We start from the raw sequence: 20,602 nt of genomic DNA, 5'->3' as shown, positions 1-20,602 counted from the left end.
ACATCGGCGGAAAGCTATTTTCATGTTCGCATATGTTTGCGCCCATTGATGTTTCGCGCAAATATCTGGAATTCAAGTTAGATCGGAGACCCAAAGTGGCATCGCTTCAACCCGTCCGTGGCACGCACGACCTTCTGCCGGAACAGAACCGTCTGCAGGATTACATCGCGAATACCGCACGCGAAATTGGCGAGTTGTATGGCTATCATCGCATGACCACGCCGATCTTCGAATTTACCGAGGTCTTTGCCCGCACCCTTGGCGACACGTCCGATGTCGTGACCAAGGAAATGTATACCTTTGAAGATCGCGGCGGTGAACAGATCACGCTGCGCCCCGAAGGAACAGCGGGTATAGCGCGTGCCTACATCTCCAATGGCATGCAGCAAATGTCCCCGGTCAAGGTCAGCTACTATGGCCCGATGTTCCGCTATGAACGCCCGCAAAAAGGACGTCAGCGGCAGTTCCATCAGATCGGTGCAGAACTTCTTGGTGTCGAACAGGTTGCAGGCGACATTGAGATGATCGGCTATGGTGCGCACATCCTTAAAAGCCTCGGTCTTTGGGATAGCATCACGCTGGAGCTGAACACCCTTGGTGACCCTGAAAGCCGTGCGGCCTATCGCGATGTACTGGTGGATTATTTCAAGGGCCATTTTGACAAGCTGTCCGAAGACAGCCGTGCGCGCCTTGAAAAGAACCCGCTGCGTATTCTTGATTCCAAGGATGAAGGGGATCGTGAACTGGTGGCGAATGCGCCGCTGTTTGCCGAGTACCTCAATGAACATTCCAAGGAATTCTTCAAAGGCCTGACCGAAGGCCTTGGTGATATCGGCATCAGCTATGACCTAAATCCGCGTCTGGTGCGCGGGTTGGATTATTACTGCCATACCTGCTTTGAATTCACCACCAACACCCTTGGCGCACAGGGAACTGTGATGGCCGGTGGCCGGTATGATGGCCTGATTTCGACCATGGGTGGTCCGCAAACTGCCGGTGTTGGGTGGGCTGCGGGTGTTGAACGCCTCGCCCTGATGGTTGGCGAAGCGCCTGCTGGTGCGCGCCCCGTGGCCTTTGTTCCGATGGGAGATGCCGCCGAAGCGAAATGTCGCAGCATTGCGCAAACGTTGCGCGAAGCCGGTATTGCCGTTGAACTTGGCTATTCCGGCAATATGAAAAAGCGTCTTAAACGTGCCGATAAGGCCAATGCCAAAATGGCTGTGATCCTTGGTGATGATGAACTTGCCAATGGTGTGGCCCAGTTGCGTGATCTTGATAGTGGTGAGCAGCAGGAAGTGGCCCTTGATCAGTTGGCTGACGTGATCGGCAAAAAGTGAGAACGGTGTGACAGACGGTTTAACGCATGAGGATGCCGGGGATTGGCCGCTGGATCGCCTGATGGTGATCGGCACCAATCATCGGCGCTCAAGCGAGGATACCCGAGACCGTCTGTTCATCGAAGAAGCCCGCCTGCCGCAATTCCTTGCGGCAATCGAACAAGCCCGGTTGGGGCAGGCGGTTGTTGTTTCGACCTGCAACCGTACTGAAATTCATCTGCTGGCGTCCGAGGCCGAACGCGGGCGTGAGCGCCTGATTGATTTGATGTCGCTTTGGGCTGATCTGGATCGCGACCAACTGGCAAGCGAACTTTATATTCGCGCCGGTCGCGACGCACTTCGCCACATGTTTGCGGTTGCCGCATCGCTCGATAGTCTTGTGATTGGCGAGCCCGAAGTCTTTGGGCAGGTCAAGGACGCCCATCGCATTGCCCGCCGACATGATCTTGTCGGTCGGGAATTGGAGCTGGTGTATCAGGCGGCCTACGCGATTGCCAAAAAGGTCCGCAATCAGACCGGCATCGGGCAGGGGGCTGTTTCCATTGCCGCTGCGGCGCAATCGGTTGCGCGGGACCTGCATGGTGACCTTGGTGATTGTACCTTGCTTGTTGCGGGGGCTGGTGACATGGGGGAATTGATTGCCGCGTCGCTTGCCGAACGCGGCATCGGGCGCATTTTGGTGACGGATCGGCTGACTGCCCGTGCCCGACTGGTTGCACGACGTCTGGATTGTCACTGGTCTGAGATCGACGACCTAGATCGCCTGTTGGCAGAAGCCGACCTCGTCCTGACTGCCGGTGGATCGCGGCGCTATATGATTGATCGGAACCGTGCATTGGCGGCGGTCAAGCGACGTCGATATCGCCCGGTTTTGATGATCGATACGGCCGTTCCGGGCGATATCGATCCGCAAGTCGATGAAATCGACGAGGTATTCTTTTACCGGATCGAAGATCTGGAAAAGATTGCTGCCGAAGGGCGCGGCGGACGTGAAGAAAAGGCAGACGAAGCCTGGACACTGATCGAGGCGGAAATTGATGGTTTCGTGCGTGATCGTGCCCAACGTGCGGCTGTGCCGGCGATTGCCGATCTACGCAAACGATTTGAAACCGTTCGCGCAGATGTGCTGAGCGAAAGTCACGGGGATGCGGAAAAAGCGACCTGGCTTTTGATCAACCGGCTGCTGCATACGCCAACACAGGCGCTAAAGGATTTGGCGACAACAACCGATGGTGCGGGCACCGTTGAATGGGTCAAGGCCCAGAAATTGTTGGCGCGTTTGTTTGAACTTGAAGATAAGCCGTTCGGTCCGGATGAAAATCATACGAAGGCCAACGACCCTGAACAGGAGAATAAAGAGTGAGTTTGGACCTTGGGAAGCTCGAAGGTGTTACACGCCGGTTCGACGAACTCAACGCGCTTCTTTCAAGCGGTGAGCTTGATGGTGACGGGTTTTCAAAGCTGTCGCGTGAACATGCTGAATTGGCCCCGGTGGTTGAGGCAATTGAAGCTTATAAAAAGCTTCTGAACGACCTGAAAGAAGCCGAAGAAATTCTGGCCGATCCGAACGGTGATCGCGATATGCGCGAAATGGCCGAGGCCGAAAAATACGAAATCCTTGAAAAACTGCCCGAGGCAGAGCGTCAGATGAAACTGATGCTGATCCCCAAGGACAGTGCCGATACCAAAAACGCCATTCTTGAAATCCGCGCTGGAACGGGCGGTGAAGAAGCAGCCCTGTTTGCAGCAGACCTGTATCGCATGTATCAGCGGTACGCCGAAGGGCGCGGCTGGAAGTTCGAACAGATGGATGCCAGCGAAAACGACCTTGGCGGGTTTAAGGAAGTCATCGTCAATGTTTCGGGCACGGACGTATTTGCGCGTCTGAAATTTGAAAGTGGCGTGCACCGCGTGCAACGTGTGCCGGTTACCGAGGGCGGCGGACGTATTCACACATCAGCGGCCACGGTGGCGGTTCTGCCCGAAGCCGAAGAAGTCGATATCAAAATTGATCCCAAGGATTTGCGGGTTGATACATATCGTTCGCAAGGGGCGGGTGGTCAGCACGTCAACACGACCGACAGTGCTGTGCGCATTACCCACATTCCGACCGGTGTCGTTGCCGCAAGTCAGGAAGCAAAATCGCAGCACAAGAACAAAGAAAAAGCGATGAAGATGCTGATGTCGCGGCTGTATGATCAGGAACGCGAAAGCAAGGACAGCGAACGCGCCGCAGATCGTAAATCACAGGTGGGGTCCGGGGATCGGTCGGAGCGTATCCGCACCTATAACTTCCCGCAGGGGCGCGTATCAGATCATCGTATTAATCTGACTCTTTACCGGTTGGATGATTTCATCACCGGTGGTCCGGCAGTTGATGAAATGATTGATGCGCTTATTGCGGAAGAACAGGCACAAAAACTTGCCGAAATTGAAAGCTGATCATGTCTTCTGACACCCCATCGACGCTTGGTGCCCTGATGGCTGCGGCCGTTACCGCATTGAATGATGCCGGCATTGAAAATGCACGGATGGATGCGCGCATCTTGCTGGCGCGTGCGGCGGGTGTTGATGGTGGACGGATCAGCGCATGGCCCGAAGATATTGTGCCCGATGACAAGGCAGAAACCTTTCGGTCCATGATTTCACGCCGTATTGGGAATGAGCCAGTGGGGCGCATTCTTGGCGAGCGTGATTTTTGGCGTCATACCTTTAAGCTCTCGCCCGAAACGCTTGAGCCGCGCCCTGACAGCGAAACGCTGGTGGAATGGGCAATTGATTTTCTTGAAGACGCCGATGCACCGCGGCTCGTTGATTTCGGAACGGGAACAGGGTGCTTGTTGCTTTCGGCCGTGGGGGATCTTCCCGGTGCGGCGGGGGTCGGTCTTGATGTCAGCGCCGGTGCGGTTGCCTGTGCACAGGAAAATGCCAGGCTTCTTGACCTGGACGGTCATGTAGAATTTCGTGTTTCTGACTGGGACAGTGCGCTCACGGCAGAAGAACGGTCGGAGGGGTTTGACCTTGTAATGTCAAACCCGCCCTACATCACCGCAGAAGAAATGGGCACATTATCGCCAGAGGTGCAGAAATTTGATCCGCGTCTTGCCTTGACCGACGAAGGTGATGGGTTGGCAGCCTATCGCATTTTGTCCCAAGCTGCGTTTGATTTGGCCAAGCCGGGTGGTTTCGTGATTTTCGAAATCGGGCGCGGGCAGGAAAAGGATGTTGGCCAGATGCTGGTGGAAGCCGGGTTTGTCGGCGTTGAATATCGCGAGGACCTTGGCGGTATTGTTCGCTGCGTTGCGGCAAAGAAAACCCGTTGTGCGGTTGGGCGCTGTGTAATTTAGGAAATCCGCACCTGTGATGTAAAAAAAAGCATCCAACAGTGAAAAAAACAGTTGGAATAACCGTTCAAGCCATATAGGTTGAATTGAACGGGCCGGGTGCCCAACGCGCTTATGAAAGCGCCGTGTTCCCCAGTAAACAGTCTACAATCTCCGTTCCATTAATGGTTCTCGGCAGGTTTGCAATATGTGCCGTGAACGGCACTGTTTAGCGGGAAATATGTTTTTCAGACGGAGTGGTTCCGGGGCCGATGATGTCACCGGATTGTCCTTCAACACCAAAGTCATGTTGATATGAGAAATAACAATAAACGTCCGCGCGGACGGCAACAGTCGAATAAACGTCCAGTAAATCCAAAGTTTCAGAATTTTGATAGCAATGGGCCGGACGGCCGCGTACGCGGTAATGCCCAGCAAGTCTATGAAAAATACGTTTCGCTGGCAAAGGATTGCACCGACGATCCTGTTCTGGCTGAAAACTACTATCAGCACGCGGAACACTATCAGCGTATTCTTCAGGCGGCCCAGGAATGGGAAAATCAACGCCGTGAAGAGCGGGGCGATAACAACAATAATCGCCCGCGCAACAATCGTGGCCGTGATGACCGCAATGACGCCCAGTCTAATCAAAGCGATGATCAGCAGGGTGAAAACACCGACAACACTGCAAATGCGGAAACTGCATCGGGCAATGGTGCCGACAGCGCCCCTGTTGAAGCAGACAGCAGCGCAGCGGAAGCCTCTTCGGGGGATGACGGTGGCAAGCCAAAACGTGCGCCGCGTGCCCGTCGTTCAGATGCGCGTGGCCCGGCCCGTGGTCGCCCACGCAAATCCGATGAAGAAGCTCCGGCAGCCGACAGTGCGCCGGCGGAAACACCCGCTGAGGATGCAGCGGAAAATGCCAATGGTGCAGAGCAAGCTGATGACGGCGATAAGAAACCGCGCCGTGCATCAAGTGGGACTGCGCGTACGCGCGGTCGCCATCCGACAGCACGCCGTGGCCGCAGCCGTGCTGCTGGCCGTGACGAAGAAGAAGGCGCACCTTCTGACGAAGGGTCCGAACCGGTTTCGGCCTGATGTAATCAGAAACCCTTTTTCAACATGACACGCACCCCTGCAAGTCGGATGATTTGCAGGGGTGTTGTCGTTTAACGTCTGTGCCCGTTTAGCTTGAACGATGTTCCTCATCGTTCTTGCGCGTAGCCCCGCCCCAACAGTGCGCCAAGCCCGAACAAAACCCTGCAAGCGAAACGCAACAGTTTCCAAGGCATGTTGCCAAAGACGCGATGCGTTGGAGGGGCGTTGATCTGGATAAGTGCAAAGCTGAATATATCGTGCAACCAACGATTAATATTGGTATCACTGCAGGATAATTCATAAATAAAGTCATGAAGCGCACGTCTGCGAAAACGCGACGGCATCGATATTTTGTGACGCAGGCGCAGTAGTGGGGAATATTTGATGGGGACTGGTTTATTTCGGGTCGTCATGGTTTTGTTATGGGCCCTGGGCGGTATGGTCATTGCCCTTGGCCTGTTCAATGGTGATTACGAGCTGGCTTTGCTGGGGGGCGTTTGCTTCATCATTCCAATGTTCTTGCCACTGGTTGTGATTGCGATAAACCGCTCGAAATCCTCGTCATCGCGAAAATCAGGAAAATCGACCTCGCCTGCCCAAGCCGCCAAAATGAAGGCAGAAGGTCAATGGGCGCAGGCCGACGACCTGAATGGCCGCAAGCTGCTGGAAAACAAACCGGACTTTGTTCTTGGACGTTGGGGTGAGGAAAAACGTCTGCTGGGTGCAAGCGGTTTGAAGCGTGTTCTGACCTTTTCGACCAAGCCAGAAGAATATTACCGTTCATCGGCAGAGCCGAACGCACTTATGCACACAGGCAACCTGTTTGTTTATGAACGCTATGGCAGTATGTTCCGTGCCATTCATGATCGCCGCACCAAGATGGGGCAAAAGTTGATCGTGATCGACCCGCACAAACAAAGCGGCATGCAAAGCCATCAGTTCAATCCATTCGATTTCATCCGTCAGCAGGGTGAAGGCCTGATCACCGATACCGGTTTTATCGCCGATACCCTTTTGGCGCCGATGTTTGTGCAGGATCTGGATGAACAGGAAGTGCGCACGGCACGCACCCTGCTTCATGGTTTTATTGTCTTTACGATCCAGAAAAGCCTTAAGGAAGACCGCAACCTTGGTGAGGTGCGCCGCAACCTGATCATGCCATCGCACCGGTTCTATAAAATTCTTGAAGAATTGATGGGGATTGAATCGGCTGATGGCCGCATATCGGAAGTCGCGCTGAACATCCTTGATATGACCGAAGATCAGCGTATGAAGATCATCGACGCCTGTCGTGCTGCAACCGAAGAGTTTGACAACCCGCAAATTTCGCGTGTCGTCAGCGCAAGCACTTTCACGCTTGAAGATATTACCAGCGGTCCGGTGTCGATCTTTGTTATCGGTCAACTTGGTGGTGACAGCCCCAATGCACAGCCATCGTTTAGCCGTGTGATGCTTGCTGCGATGATGAACCTGATCAATCAACGTGGCTGGAAGTCCGGCGATCCGGAATTTCTTGTACTGCTTGACGGGATTGAACGGGTTGGACGCATGCCGCTGTTTGAGCGTCTTCTGGGTGGTGGATATGGCGATGGAATGATCGTTTGGCCGGGATTCTCGGGGGTCAGTGGTCTGATGGATGTCTGCCTTAACTGGGAAAATGTCGTTGGACGGGTTGATGCCATTTCCGTGCTAAGCCAGGAGGGGGCCTTTAACCTTGATTGGGTTTCCGGGCTGACGGCGATGTCACGGTTCGAGGATACCGGCGGTGGCGCGGATACCACCAGACCGGTTCACCTGCGTTCACAGGACAATCAGCCGATTTTACGGTCTGCCGAAGTGGCGCGTTTCCCGAAAGAAGAACAGATATTGTTCCGCAAGGGATGCCCGCCCATTCGGGCCTATCGCATCGACTGGTACCATGACGAGATGTTCAGGGGCATGGCCGTCCATGCGCCGACGTTCAATTCCGACAATAGTTAGCCGATACTGACAACATCGCCTGGTGTAATGTTCCCATCATCAAGGGCCTCGACATAGACGCCCATGTAAAGGTGGTTTACACCTTTGCGCAGCATCAAGGGGACATTGATATCTGCAACTGCGGTGTCGGGATTGACGCTGGTGGCCTTGCAGCGTGTGATCGGATGAATGACCCGCAATGAAATGCCATTGATTGTGATGATTTGACCTTCGTCCCATTCAAGTTCTTTCCACGGTTCAAGGCCATCAATCAGAAGGTTGCCGCGAAAGCGCATGGGATCGATTTCACTTTGAACGATCCGGGTTCCGAAATCACGGATCGATGCCAGATTAAGAACCGAAATGTAAGGTTCCTTCATGTCCCCGAACTGGGTGTCGGGCACCGAATAAATCTTGGGTGTTCCGGCGATATCGTTTTTCAGAAACGCTTTAAGGAAATCCTCGACGACGGTGCGGCCCATAGGGTCATCCAGCCGACCTTTGCAAATGGCCCGGCCATTCCGCAAGATGGTCAGTGTGCAGGTCGCGTCATCGTATTCGGTTCCGATTTCGGCCATTTTCGGCGTGTTGACCAACTGAAGGAAGTTGCTTTTGCGCGCCCATGCGTGCACGCCTTCCTGTCCGACAGAAGATTGGGTGGCGACGACAAAGCGGCGATCATCGGTTAGCATGTGGTGCGCGCTGATTTTTGCCTGCGGCATATCAACGCCGCGCATGCCCTTAACCGGATAGCGTTTGATGGCTTTGAGTTCGACCGTCATTATCTTTGTTCCTGTGTGGCGTTTGTGCATGCCATTTGATTGGGGCGCATGGCATGTTTAAGGGCGACGTTAAAAGGTTGTTTTGCCAAGGGCAACCCTGATGCAGGCGTATAATTCACACCATCGTGTGCGAGTTGGAACAATGACAGAAAGATGTGCTGCGGCGCACAATTAATTCTTGCAACTTTTGTAGGGGGATATGCTTGCAAACGCGCTAGACTGATACATATCAATACTGTCACCGTCAAAATAATCTATAATTTTGAAATTCGGTAATGACACCAATGCCGTGGGTGCTTCGAAGAAGGCCCACATCGTATGAAAACTGTTGGCTCAAGGAGTGACAGGAATGGAATTTGAAAACTTTACGGACCGCTCAAAAGGGTTTCTGCAGTCCGCGCAATCGCTTGCGCTGCGTGAAAATCATCAGCAGTTTGTCCCGATCCATCTTCTGAAGGTTTTGCTGGACGACGAAGAAGGTCTGGCAGCCAATCTGATCAAGGCATCTGGCGGCAAGCCAAAGCTTGCCCAGGAACGCTGTGCACAGGAACTGGCAAAACTGCCAAAGGTTTCCGGTGGCAATGGTCAGATTTATCTTTCATCTGAATTTGCCCGCCTGATTGATCAGGCACAGGAAGTGTCCCAAAAGGCCGGTGACAGCTATGTAACGGCTGAACGTCTGCTTTTGACCATTGCGCTTGATCCGAAATCAACCGCGGGCAAGGTTCTGGCTGATGCCGGGGTGACGGCGCAAAGCCTTAATGGTGCAATCAATGACATCCGCAAGGGCCGTACGGCAGACAGTGCCGGGGCAGAAAGCCAGTATGATGCGCTTAAGAAATATGCCCGTGACCTGACCGAGGCCGCGCGCGAAGGCAAACTTGATCCGGTTATTGGCCGGGATGAGGAAATCCGTCGTGCGGTGCAGGTCCTGTCGCGCCGGACCAAGAACAACCCGGTCATGATTGGCGAGCCCGGTGTGGGTAAAACCGCGATTGCCGAAGGTCTGGCCCTTCGTATCGTTAAGGGGGATGTGCCCGAAACGCTCAAGGACAAGAAACTTCTGTCACTTGATCTTGGTGCGTTGATTGCCGGTGCCAAGTTCCGTGGTGAATTTGAGGAACGCCTGAAAGCAGTTCTGAGTGAAATTGAATCCGAAGCCGGTCAGGTGGTTTTGTTCATCGACGAACTGCATACCCTTGTCGGGGCGGGCAAGGCCGAAGGGTCAATGGATGCATCCAACCTTTTGAAGCCGGCGTTAGCACGCGGCGAGTTGCATTGCGTGGGCGCGACCACGCTTGATGAATACCGTCAGCATATCGAAAAGGACGCAGCCCTTGCCCGGCGTTTCCAGCCGGTCTTTGTCAATGAACCGTCCGTCAGCGATACGGTTTCGATCCTGCGCGGAATCAAGGATAAGTACGAACTTCACCATGGGGTGCGTATTGCCGATGCCGCGCTTGTGGCGGCAGCAACCCTTTCACATCGGTATATCACGGATCGGTTCCTGCCTGACAAGGCAATTGATCTGATGGATGAGGCATCGTCACGTCTTCGCATGGAACTTGACTCCAAGCCCGAAGAAATCGACGAACTTGATCGCCGTATCATCCAGCTCAAGATTGAACGCGAAGCGCTTAAGAAAGAGCAGGACAGCGCATCCAAAGATCGCCTTGGTCGTCTGGAAAAGGAATTGGTCGAGCTTGAAGGTAAATCGGCCGAGCTGACCGCGAAATGGGAAGCCCAGAAAAAGGAACTTGCGGCTTCTACTCATATCAAGGAGCAACTTGATCAGGCCCGGATCGAACTTGAACGCGTGATGCGTGATGGCAAGCTTGATCGCGCCGGGCAGCTTCAATACGAAGAAATACCCGCCCTTCTGGCCCTGCTTGAAAAGGCGGAAAACGATCCGTCACGCGGGATCAAGGACGAAGCTGTAACCGAAAAGCACATCGCATCTATCGTGTCACGCTGGACCGGCATTCCGGTTGACAAAATGCTTGAGGGCGAGCGTGAAAAGCTTCTGGAAATGGAAGACACGCTGCGCAAGCGGGTTGTAGGTCAGGACGATGCGGTTCGTTCAATCTCGAACGCAGTGCGTCGCGCGCGTGCCGGGTTGCAGGATCCAAACCGACCGATTGGTTCGTTCCTGTTCCTTGGCCCCACGGGTGTCGGTAAAACCGAGCTGACCAAGGCCCTTGCGCAATTCCTGTTTGATGATGAACAGGCCATGGTTCGGATCGATATGTCCGAGTTCATGGAAAAACACGCGGTGGCACGTCTTTTGGGCGCGCCCCCCGGTTATGTCGGCTACGAAGAAGGTGGATCACTGACCGAAGCCGTTCGTCGTCGCCCCTATCAGGTGGTCCTGTTTGACGAGGTCGAAAAGGCACATCCTGATGTGTTTAACGTCCTGTTGCAGGTGCTTGATGAAGGCCGTTTGACCGACGGGCAGGGACGTGTGGTCGACTTCCGCAATACGCTGATCATTCTGACTTCTAACTTGGGTGGTGAAATCCTTGCCAATCAGGAACCAGGTCATGACAGCGGCGAAGTCCGGGCACAGGTCATGGAAATCGTTCGGGCATCGTTCCGTCCGGAATTCCTCAACCGTCTGGATGAAACCATCCTGTTCCATCGTTTGGCCCGCGAACAGATGGGCACGATTGTCGACATCCAGCTTGGGCGTCTTGAGAAGCTTTTGTTCGATCGCAAGATCGACCTGCAACTTGATGATGCAGCCAAGGACTGGCTGGCCGAAAAGGGCTATGACCCGGTTTATGGCGCCCGTCCGCTTAAACGCGTGATCCAGCGTTATTTGCAAAACCCATTGGCGATGCAGATACTGGAAGGCGGGATCAAGGACGGGGATACCGTACCAGTATCAACAGAGGCGAATGATCTTTTGCTGAATGGCAAAAAGGTCGAGGTTGTTGACTAAGACCTGAACAACGCACATATGCAAAACCCCGGCATGCCGCCGGGGTTTTGTCATTATCGGGCCACGATTATCGGTAACTCTAAGGTCGGAATCGCGACACAGCCCATCACCAACATTCGACAGGATATTTCATGGCCTCATCCAAACCTTCCAGCCTGTTTAAAGTCAGCACTTTTGTCGTCATTGCAGGCCTGACTGCGACAACCGTTGTTCATGATGCGACTGCGCAATCGTTTTTTGACAAGGCCAAGGAGACGCTTGGTGATGCCTTGAACTCATCTGGAAGCGGTACGACGTCGGGGGGCGGCAGCTCGGCGATTTCTGCGCTGTCCTCAGACACGGTCGAACAGGGGCTGAAACAAGCACTGGATGTCGGCGTGGGGCTTGTCACCAGTCAGCTTGGCATGATCGATGGATTTAATGCCGATCCGGTGGCGCATATCCCATTGCCCGATAGCCTGCAAAACGCACAAAAACTTATGACCGCAGCAGGGTTGGGAAGTTATGCCGACGAGATTGAATTGCGCATGAACCGGGCTGCGGAACAAACCATGCGTGATGCCGGTGATATCCTGGTTAACGCGGTCAGCCAGATGAGCGTGGATGACGCCAAAGGCATTCTGGAAGGACCGGATGACGCGGCAACGACATATTTGCGCCGGGTTTCAGGGACCGATATCGAATCCCGTTTGCGTCCGGTGATTACCGATGCACTTGCCGATACCGGGGCATTGTCACTTTATGATCAGATGTTGGGGCAGTATGACACCTTGCCGTTTGTGCCAGACCTTAAGGCGTCCTTGACAGATCATGCGACGGACAAGGCCATGGAAGGTCTGTTCCATTACATCGCACTTCAGGAAGCCGATATTCGGTCCGATCCCACCCGCTGGACCACCGATATCCTCAAACAGGTGTTCTCGGCGGCAAATTAATTGGTCCTGAACTTATCGATATTGGGCAGGCAGTTCTTGCCACCGGTCGCGCATGGCCTCGATGGTTTCATCGGGGACCTGATGGATGTTGTGAAAATTGCCGTGGCATTCAACAATTTGCAGCGCGATACCCAGTTCTTCGGCCATGTCGATATAGGCCTGCATTTCCCAAAGCCGGGTGAAGGTGTTTGAGATGATGGTATTTTTGCCATCCTCAAGCGCCTTGCGGCATTGGGTTTCGCATTTGGCGTGAGTGTCTTTCAGGCGGCGTGGATCAAATTCATAAAACCCCTGACGGTCGACCATGAACATATCGGCTTCAAGGTGTGTGGCACCGGTGGCTTTTGACAGGTTCTTTGCCAGTGTGGACTTGCCTGATCCAGGAAGGCCCCGGATCAGGGTCAGGGTTTGAGCGTGTCCGTCTTTGGCCTTGGCCTTCTTGCTTGGCATCTTGCGTCTTATTGGCCTTTGCGCTTGCGCTGATACAGGCCATCAAGCTGTTTTGAATATGCCTCGCGAATTTTGTGGCGACGGATTTTCATCGACGGGGTCAGCATTTCATTGTCGATGGTAAAGGGCGCTTCGGCGAACATGAAGCTTCGAACCTTTTCAATCGTCGACAGGCGCTTGTTGACCCGGTCAATTGATGCGCGGATGATCTTGCGGAAATCTTCGTTCTGACCAAGTTCCTCGATGTCGTTTGCAAGCGAATTGTCGCGGGCAAATTCACGCATGAACTCCTCGTCAGGCCACAGAACGGCAACCAGATAAGGTTTGTCATCGCCATAGACCATCGCTTGGGATATCTCTGTTTCAAGCGTCATAAGGCCTTCAATGCGCTGCGGCGAGATGTTGTCTCCGCCGGAATTGACAATAATATCCTTCTTCCGGTCGGTGATCATCAGGCTGCCCTGTTCATCGAACTTGCCGATATCTCCGGTATGAAGCCAGCCATCAACAATGGTCGCAGCCGTCACATCGGGCAGGTTCCAATACCCCTTCATCATGCTTTCGCCGCGCAGCAGGATTTCACCATCTTCGGCAATTTTGACTTCGGCCCCGACCATGGGCGGGCCGACGGTGCGCAATTTGTTGTTTTCGGCCCGGTTACATGAGACCACCGGGGCAAATTCAGTCTGGCCATATCCCTGCAGAATGCGAATGCCACATGAAACAAACAAAACGCCCAACTCGTAATTAAGTGGACCGCCACCCGATACCATTGCCTTGATCCGTCCGCCAAAACGCTGGCGCAACTTGCGGCGGAGCAGAACTTCACAGGCAAGGTTTTGCAGCTTCTCAACAAGTGTCAGGCGTTCGCCCTCGTAATTCTTGCGGCCCAGTCGCAGGGTCAGCTCAAACAGCTTTTGTTTCAGCCCGCCTTCTTTTTCGACCATGCGGCTCATGCGCTGATACAGCATTTCATACAGGCGCGGCACAGCTGTCATGATGGTCGGGCGGACTTCTGCCAGATTGGCGGCAAGCTTATCGAGGCTTTCGGCGTAATAGACTTGCGCACCAATACTGATCGGGAAATACAGCCCGGCAGTATGTTCGTAAGAATGCGACAGCGGCAGGAACGACAGGAAGATTTCATTGTCGATGCCAAGGGTGTCAATGATGTCAAACGCCCCCATACAGTTCGAAATCACCGCGCCGTGGCTCAGCATCACACCTTTGGGCGAGCCACCTGTGCCTGATGTGTAGATCAGGCAGGCCAGATCATCACGTTTGATCCCCGCAACCCATGCGTCTACATCATGCGAAAGGCCGCGTCCTTTGGAAATCAGATCATCCCACCGTGAAATGGTGATGTCCCCGACAAAGCTTTGTCCCCATTCTTCCATCATGATCGCATGACGGCAGCGCCCGCTATCAAGGGCTGCATGCAGGAAGGGCTGCGCAAGTTTCTTGGTCGAGATGATGGCAATTGCCGCACCACTGTCTTCGATTGCGTGCAGATGGTCGCGTTCGGTATTGGTGGTGTAGGCCGGAACGGTCATGGCACCAACGCACATGATGGCCAGATCGGCGATACCCCATTCCGTGCGGTTTTCCGAAACCAAAAGCACCCGATCACCTTTGCGAACACCGATATCGTAAAGTGCGCGCGCCAGGGCGCGGACCTGATCGGCGGCCTCTTGCCAGGTGGTTGGTTCAAATTCCTTTGTTTCGCTGCTTTTGGTCCAAAGAAACGGCGTGTTGCCGTGCGTCTTGGCCTTGTCGAAGAACATTGTTGGCAAGTTTTGCCAGTCGGCATAATCCTGCAAACTCGTCATGACGTTTCCTTGCCTCTTTGTTTGATCCCGAAAACGGGCAATCTTTGCGCTGCCCTGTAGGGGACGTTGTTCTCAATCCTTTTACCGTTAAGACAGGCTTGCGGATCGAATAAAACGAACGTTCCAAGATGCATTTGTTATCAGGGATTGCATAAATACGCAGCCTGAAAATGACATTAAAAAGACTGTCTTGTCATCTCGATCACGCCATAAGGCTATGGTTTGCTACTTTTCGCTGCAAATCAATGTGAAAACCGAATTCAATGGCGTTTGAGCGTGCTTTGGTATTGTTCATGCGCCACGGAACGATATGATCAAGCCAACGTTAGAAAACCGGGGACTGGTGATATCGCACTTGCGCGCTATATATCGGGTTCCAAATCCGAGTGCAGCAACATGATGAAGGTTTGATGCAGGCGGATCGAAAGAAAAGACCAAAAATTGTCTGGAGGACAAATGAACGCGATCAACAAGAATTTGCCGACCTGGGATCTGACGGATCTCTATAATGATCTGAAAGACCCGAATATCCGGCGCGATCTTGATGATGCCAAAAGCCGCTCTGCGGCATTCCAGCAAAACTATCAGGGCAAACTCAACGACCTTTCTGGCGATGAACTGGCAGCAGCCATTGCCGAATACGAAGCGATCAGCGAAATCTGTGGCAAGATCGGTTCGTTTGCACAGTTGATGTATGCCGGGGACAGTTCGGACGCGGCGATTGGCCAGTTCTATCAGTTCGTTCAGGAAGAAATGACGGGTATTTCCAGCCTGTCGCTGTTCTTTGGTCTTGAAATCAACCGGATTGAAGACGCAGCCCTTGATGCCAAATATGTGCAAAGCGAAGCCCTGCATCGTTATCGCCCGTGGCTTGATGAAAACCGCGCCTTCCGCCCGCATCAGTTGTCGGATGAGGTCGAGCAGGTTCTGCACGAACGTCGTGTTGCCGGATCGGCGGCCTGGGTGCGCCTGTTTGATCAGACCATGGCGGAACTGCGTTTCCCGATTGATGACCAGGAACTGACCATGTCGGATGTTGGCAACATGCTGTCATCGAGCAAGGTCGAAGAACGCAAAAAGGCCGCCAAATCGATGGGCGATGTTCTGGGCAAGAACATCAAGCTGTTTGCGCATATCACCAATACCCTTGCAAAGGACAAGGAAATTGATGACCGCCTGCGCAACTTCGCAACGCCGGTTTCTTCGCGCAATCTGTCCAATCAGGTCGAAGACGAGGTGGTCGAGGCGCTTAACACTGCGGTCAAGGACAGCCATGCTGATCTGTCGCACCGATATTACCGCCTGAAAGCCAAATGGTTTGGCGTTGATCAGCTTGATTACTGGGATCGTAATGCGCCGCTGCCCGATGACGATGACCGTCAGATTGATTGGGACACCGCGCGTGCGACCGTGCTTAAGGCATATGGCGAATTTTCGCCGGAACTGGCCGAAGTCGGGCAGAAATTCTTTGATAACCCATGGATCGATGTGCCGCCGCGTGCGGGCAAGTCATCGGGGGCCTTTGCCCATCCGACCGTGCCGTCCGCACATCCGTATTTGCTGTTGAATTATCACGGCAAGACACGCGATGTGATGACGTTGGCCCATGAGCTTGGCCATGGTGTGCATCAGGTTCTGGCCGGTGAGCAGGGCTATTTCCTGTCTGATACGCCACTCACGCTGGCAGAAACCGCGTCGGTTTTTGGGGAAATGCTGACCTTCCAGTCGATGCTGCGTTCGGAAAGTGATCCGAAGATGAAGCGCATCATGCTGGCCGGCAAGGTCGAGGATATGCTCAATACGGTTGTGCGTCAGATCGCGTTCTTCGAGTTTGAAAAACGTGTTCATGAAAAGCGCCGTGAAGGTGAATTGACCGTCGATGAGATCTGCGACATCTGGATCGCCGTACAGCATGAAAGTCTGGGCGATGCCATCCGTTATGAAGACGAATACAAGTACTACTGGTCTTATATTCCGCACTTCATCCATTCGCCGTTCTATGTCTATGCCTATGCCTTTGGCGATTGTCTGGTGAACTCGCTTTACGATGTTTATCAGGGGGCTGAAGACGGCTTCCAGCAGAAGTATCTTGATATGCTGAAAGCCGGTGGCACCAAACGGCATCAGGAACTTCTGGCACCGTTCGGACTTGATGCATCGGACCCGGCCTTCTGGCAGCGCGGTCTTAACATGATCAAGGGCATGATCGACGAGCTGGAGGAGCTTTCCTGAGATGAGTGACAACGACGATGACTTTACCGCGCAGAACGAGGAAAACAGGTTCGGCGGGCGGGTTCGTCGTTACGCAAGGGTCGGCGCGTCAGCCAGCAAGCTGGCCGCTCGCCTTGCCACAGGAAAAATGTTCGGCGGCGAGGTTGATCATGCCAAATACGCCGCCGAGCTGACCTCGGCCTTGGGCGGCCTGAAAGGCCCGCTCATGAAGGTCGCACAAATTCTTTCAACCATCCCCGATGCCCTGCCCAAAGAATATACCGAGGCGTTAACACAGCTTCAGGCCGACGCACCAAGCATGGGCTGGTTGTTTGTCAAACGCCGCATGCGCAGCGAGCTTGGCGCGGGATGGCAATCAAAATTCACTGAATTCAGTCATGATGCGGTGGCGGCCGCCTCATTGGGGCAGGTGCATAAGGCAGTTTTGCCAGATGGGCGGGATGTGGCGTGCAAGTTGCAATACCCGGATATGTCAGCAACCGTTGAGGCCGACCTGAAACAGCTCCGTGCGGCCTTTGCGATTTACAAACGCTATGACAGTGCGATTGATGCCCAAAACATTCAGGACGAACTGACCGCCCGCCTGCGCGAGGAACTTGATTATTCCCGCGAAGCCAAAAATATGCGCCTTTATCGCCATATGCTAGCCGATGAAAGCACTGTCCATGTGCCCGAACCAGTGGACGACCTTACGACCAACCGCCTTCTGACCATGACATGGCAGACCGGGCAAAAGTTCCAGAAGTTCCTTGAAAGCGATCCGGATCAGGATGCACGCAATACAGTGGCACTGAATATGTTTCGCGCCTGGTATGTGCCGTTTTATCGCTATGGGGTGATCCACGGCGATCCGCATCTGGGCAACTATACTTTGCGCGATGACCTGTCGGTCAATCTGCTGGATTTTGGCTGTATCCGCATTTTCAAACCCGATTTCGTCAAGGCGGTGATCACACTTTATGAGGCGCTCCGCGACGAGGACGAGGAAAAGGCCGTTTCGGCTTATGAAAGCTGGGGCTTTGAGAAGCCGTCGCGTGAGTTGATTGATGTGCTGAATATCTGGGCCGAATTTGTCTATGGCCCGATCCTTGATGACCGGGAACGCAAGATGGGCGAAACCAATTCGGTCGCCTATGGCGCAGAGGTGGCCGGAAAGGTCCATCAGGAACTGCGTCGTGTCGGCGGGGTCAAACCACCACGTGAGTTTGTTCTGGTGGACCGGGCCGCTGTCGGGCTTGGCGCGGTATTCCTGCGTCTTGATGCGCAGGTGAACTGGTATCGTTTGTTTAATGATCTGGTTGGTGATTTCGACGCCAGCAAGCTCGAATCCCGGCAGGCCGATGCCCTTGGTTCCGTCGGTTTGGAACGACCGGACGCATAAACGACCTTAAATCGCCCAAAACGATTCGGTGTTTGTCTGCCGGAATCGGATGTGATTCGGCCAAATTCATGGTCGGGAAAACGATTAAACGCGCTTAATCGGAATCAAATTTCAAAAAACCAGAAATAAATTTGCGAACTTTTTGGCGTTCCCTGCGTTCCCTTTTGAACACCAGATACGCGATAAAAGAAGACTTATGCGTTCTTTTGTAAGATAATATTCACTTACAACGCGGGGTAAAAACAGGGGAAACTGCGGAAAATCAACATTCTATTGTGTGACGGGTTGGATCAAGACCTGTTCCATCGCGGAAATTATATGTGTGTAATTCCGCGCATGTTGGATTTTTGAATATTTTAACTGTAATTTAGTTAAACTGATTTTTTATGGTTTTTTGAGATTGTGGTTGCCGGTGAGAAATCGCATCTTGCTTTCAACGCAGACATGGCAGGGCGTCATTGATTGTTTGTCCTGAGCACCAATGGCGGGTGGGACCTGACATGTCAGCAAGGCTTTTGCCTTGTAATGCGTGGTGGGAAAGTGGGCGGTTTCTTCTGCGAAAGCTTGAAGAACCGCCTTTTTTCTTTCCAGGCCACAAGTTTGGTCTGGAACCGAAAATGGACAAGGGTAGCCCTGTGGTCGGTCCTACAGGAACGCGCAACGACGTTCTGGAACCGGTTACATAGAAAAAACAAGAATTTCGTGCTTACCAATCATTAGGGAAGGAGGTCGAACGCGATGAAACTGGCCGTTCCAAAGGAAATATGGCCCGGGGAAAAGCGCGTTGCCGTCACACCAGAGACAGTCAAGAAACTGAAGTCTTTGGGGTTCGACGTTGCAATCGAGGCTGGTGCCGGAACTGACGCCGCCATACCGGATGATCGCTTTGTCGATGCCGGTGCGACCATTGCCAAAACAATGAAAACCACCGTGAAGGATGCCGATGTCATCTTCAAGGTGCGCCCACCTGTCATTGAAGGCAATACCAACGAATTGACCGCCTATAAAAAGGGGGCCGCTGTTGTGGCCCTGCTTGAGCCATTTGATCGCAAGGATCTGATTGATGCGATGGCAGAGGCCGGTGTTGATGGCTATTCCATGGAATTGATGCCGCGTATCTCGCGCGCGCAATCGATGGATGTGCTGTCCTCGCAATCCAACCTTGCTGGCTATCGCGCTGTTCTTGATGCTGCCCATGAATTTGGCCGCATTTATCCGATGATGATGACGGCTGCTGGCACCTTGCCACCGGCACGTGTCGTTGTTGTGGGGGCTGGTGTTGCCGGTCTTCAGGCCATTGCAACGGCCAAGCGTCTTGGTGCCGTTGTTTCGGCATTTGATGTGCGCCCGGCAGTAAAAGAACAGGTTCAGTCCCTTGGCGGGACCTTTATTGAAGTCGAAGACGACAGCGCGTCCGATGCGGAAACCTCTGGCGGGTACGCCAAGGAAATGTCTGACGACTACAAGAAAAAGCAGGCTGAAAAGCTTAAAGAGGTTCTGACAAAGACCGACATCGTCATTACCACAGCCCTTATTCCCGGCCGCCCGGCCCCAGAAATTGTCACTGCCGACATGGTTGCGGGCATGAAGCCGGGGTCTGTCATCATTGACCTTGCCGCAGAACGCGGTGGCAATGTGGCCGGTGTGAAGCTTGGCGAAACGGTGATCACGGCCAATGGCGTCAAGCTGATTGGTCCGGAAAACATCACAAGTGCGGTCGCAACCGATGCAACCGCGATGTATGCCAAGAATCTTTTGAACTTCATCACGCTTTCTGTCGACAAAGACAAGGGCACGCTTGCGTTTGATGGCGAAGATCAGATCATCGCCGAAACCAGGCTGACCCACGACGGAAAGGTCGTTCATCCGAAATTCGGTGGGGAGGAGATCGCAAATGGCTGATCAATCCGTAGCCCAGAATGCAAATGAACTGCGCGATGCCGCCCTTGGTCTGGCAGAAAAGGCAGCCGAACTTGCCGACAGCCTTGCCAACGGCGCGTCCGAAGTCGCAAACACAGCAGCCGTTGCAACCCAAAGCACGGGTGTCAGCCCGACTGTTTTGGGACTGACTGTCTTCGTGCTGGCGTGTTTTGTTGGCTATTACGTTGTGTGGAAAGTGACCCCGGCCCTTCATTCACCCCTGATGGCAGTGACCAATGCCATTTCGTCGGTGATTATCGTCGGCGCGCTTCTGGCAGCAGGCCCGGTGGAGATGAACTTCTCCAAGATGATGGGCTTCATTGCGGTGGTGTTGGCATCGGTCAACATCTTTGGCGGCTTTATCGTCGCCCAGCGCATGCTGCATATGTTCAAGAAAAAGAAGTAGGGGGAACAC

General features: G+C 53.6%; 15 protein-coding genes. 12 read left to right on the top strand and 3 right to left on the bottom strand.

Annotated features, from left to right (window positions below; all coding sequences use genetic code 11):
- Positions 1-95: 95 nt before the first annotated feature.
- The 6 genes from hisS to JF44_RS0107715 all read left to right on the top strand — a co-directional run bounded on the left by hisS (position 96) and on the right by JF44_RS0107715 (position 7,738).
- Positions 96-1,337: a histidine--tRNA ligase gene (gene hisS / locus JF44_RS0107745; protein WP_033068586.1), complete on the top strand. Its 1,242-nt coding sequence runs from the start codon at positions 96-98 to the stop codon at positions 1,335-1,337.
- 7 nt (positions 1,338-1,344) lie between these two features.
- Positions 1,345-2,700 carry a glutamyl-tRNA reductase gene (hemA, locus tag JF44_RS0107740; protein WP_033068414.1) on the top strand — a complete coding sequence of 452 codons (1,356 nt, stop codon included), beginning with the start codon at positions 1,345-1,347 and terminating at the stop codon, positions 2,698-2,700.
- On the top strand, positions 2,697-3,779 hold the full coding sequence (gene prfA, locus JF44_RS0107735; protein ID WP_033068413.1) for a peptide chain release factor 1: 1,083 nt from the start codon (positions 2,697-2,699) through the stop codon (positions 3,777-3,779). Before hemA ends, prfA begins: the two co-directional genes overlap by 4 nt.
- A 2-nt stretch (positions 3,780-3,781) precedes the next feature.
- Positions 3,782-4,684, top strand: a complete 903-nt coding sequence (gene prmC / locus JF44_RS0107730) for a peptide chain release factor N(5)-glutamine methyltransferase (protein WP_033068412.1) — start codon at positions 3,782-3,784, stop codon at positions 4,682-4,684.
- A gap of 291 nt (positions 4,685-4,975) precedes the next feature.
- Positions 4,976-5,758 carry a DUF4167 domain-containing protein gene (locus JF44_RS0107725; RefSeq protein WP_033068411.1) on the top strand — a complete coding sequence of 261 codons (783 nt, stop codon included), beginning with the start codon at positions 4,976-4,978 and terminating at the stop codon, positions 5,756-5,758.
- 384 nt (positions 5,759-6,142) lie between these two features.
- Positions 6,143-7,738, top strand: a complete 1,596-nt coding sequence (locus JF44_RS0107715) for a type IV secretory system conjugative DNA transfer family protein (protein ID WP_033068409.1) — start codon at positions 6,143-6,145, stop codon at positions 7,736-7,738.
- Here the strand turns inward: JF44_RS0107715 and JF44_RS0107710 are convergent.
- Positions 7,735-8,499, bottom strand: coding sequence for an MOSC domain-containing protein (locus tag JF44_RS0107710; RefSeq protein ID WP_033068408.1), 765 nt, complete (start codon positions 8,497-8,499; stop codon positions 7,735-7,737). The two genes, JF44_RS0107715 and JF44_RS0107710, sit on opposite strands and share 4 nt — an antisense overlap.
- 349 nt (positions 8,500-8,848) lie before the next feature.
- On the opposite strand from JF44_RS0107710, the gene clpB reads away from it, so the two are divergent.
- Together clpB and JF44_RS0107700 are read left to right on the top strand one after the other, a co-directional pair.
- Complete coding sequence (clpB, locus tag JF44_RS0107705; RefSeq protein WP_033068407.1) at positions 8,849-11,440, top strand: ATP-dependent chaperone ClpB; 2,592 nt, start codon at positions 8,849-8,851, stop codon at positions 11,438-11,440.
- A gap of 131 nt (positions 11,441-11,571) precedes the next feature.
- Entirely contained in the window at positions 11,572-12,375 is an 804-nt protein-coding gene (locus JF44_RS0107700; RefSeq protein WP_052065588.1) for a DUF4197 domain-containing protein, read from the top strand.
- A 12-nt stretch (positions 12,376-12,387) separates the two neighbouring features.
- Here JF44_RS0107700 and JF44_RS0107695 read toward each other — a convergent pair whose 3' ends face one another.
- Both JF44_RS0107695 and JF44_RS0107690 read right to left on the bottom strand, forming a co-directional pair.
- Positions 12,388-12,825, bottom strand: a complete 438-nt coding sequence (locus JF44_RS0107695) for an ATP-binding protein (protein WP_052065586.1) — start codon at positions 12,823-12,825, stop codon at positions 12,388-12,390.
- Between the two features lie 8 nt (positions 12,826-12,833).
- Positions 12,834-14,654, bottom strand: a complete 1,821-nt coding sequence (locus tag JF44_RS0107690; RefSeq protein ID WP_033068406.1) for an AMP-dependent synthetase/ligase — start codon at positions 14,652-14,654, stop codon at positions 12,834-12,836.
- Between the two features lie 456 nt (positions 14,655-15,110).
- Between JF44_RS0107690 and JF44_RS0107685 the strand changes: the two genes are divergently transcribed.
- The 4 genes from JF44_RS0107685 to JF44_RS0107670 all read left to right on the top strand — a co-directional run bounded on the left by JF44_RS0107685 (position 15,111) and on the right by JF44_RS0107670 (position 20,593).
- A complete protein-coding gene (locus tag JF44_RS0107685) occupies positions 15,111-16,886 on the top strand; it encodes a M3 family oligoendopeptidase (protein ID WP_033068405.1) in 1,776 nt (591 codons plus the stop codon).
- Between the two features lies 1 nt (position 16,887).
- Complete coding sequence (locus JF44_RS0107680) at positions 16,888-18,267, top strand: ABC1 kinase family protein (protein ID WP_033068404.1); 1,380 nt, start codon at positions 16,888-16,890, stop codon at positions 18,265-18,267.
- A 738-nt stretch (positions 18,268-19,005) separates the two neighbouring features.
- On the top strand, positions 19,006-20,169 hold the full coding sequence (locus tag JF44_RS0107675) for a Re/Si-specific NAD(P)(+) transhydrogenase subunit alpha (protein WP_033068403.1): 1,164 nt from the start codon (positions 19,006-19,008) through the stop codon (positions 20,167-20,169).
- Positions 20,162-20,593 carry an NAD(P) transhydrogenase subunit alpha part 2 gene (locus tag JF44_RS0107670; protein ID WP_033068402.1) on the top strand — a complete coding sequence of 144 codons (432 nt, stop codon included), beginning with the start codon at positions 20,162-20,164 and terminating at the stop codon, positions 20,591-20,593. The genes JF44_RS0107675 and JF44_RS0107670 overlap by 8 nt, the downstream gene beginning before the upstream one ends.
- Positions 20,594-20,602 lie beyond the last annotated feature (9 nt).

It is taken from the genome of Thalassospira australica (assembly GCF_000763295.1).
GTDB lineage: Bacteria > Pseudomonadota > Alphaproteobacteria > Rhodospirillales > Thalassospiraceae > Thalassospira > Thalassospira australica.
This window is presented reverse-complemented; position numbering and strand designations above follow the sequence as displayed.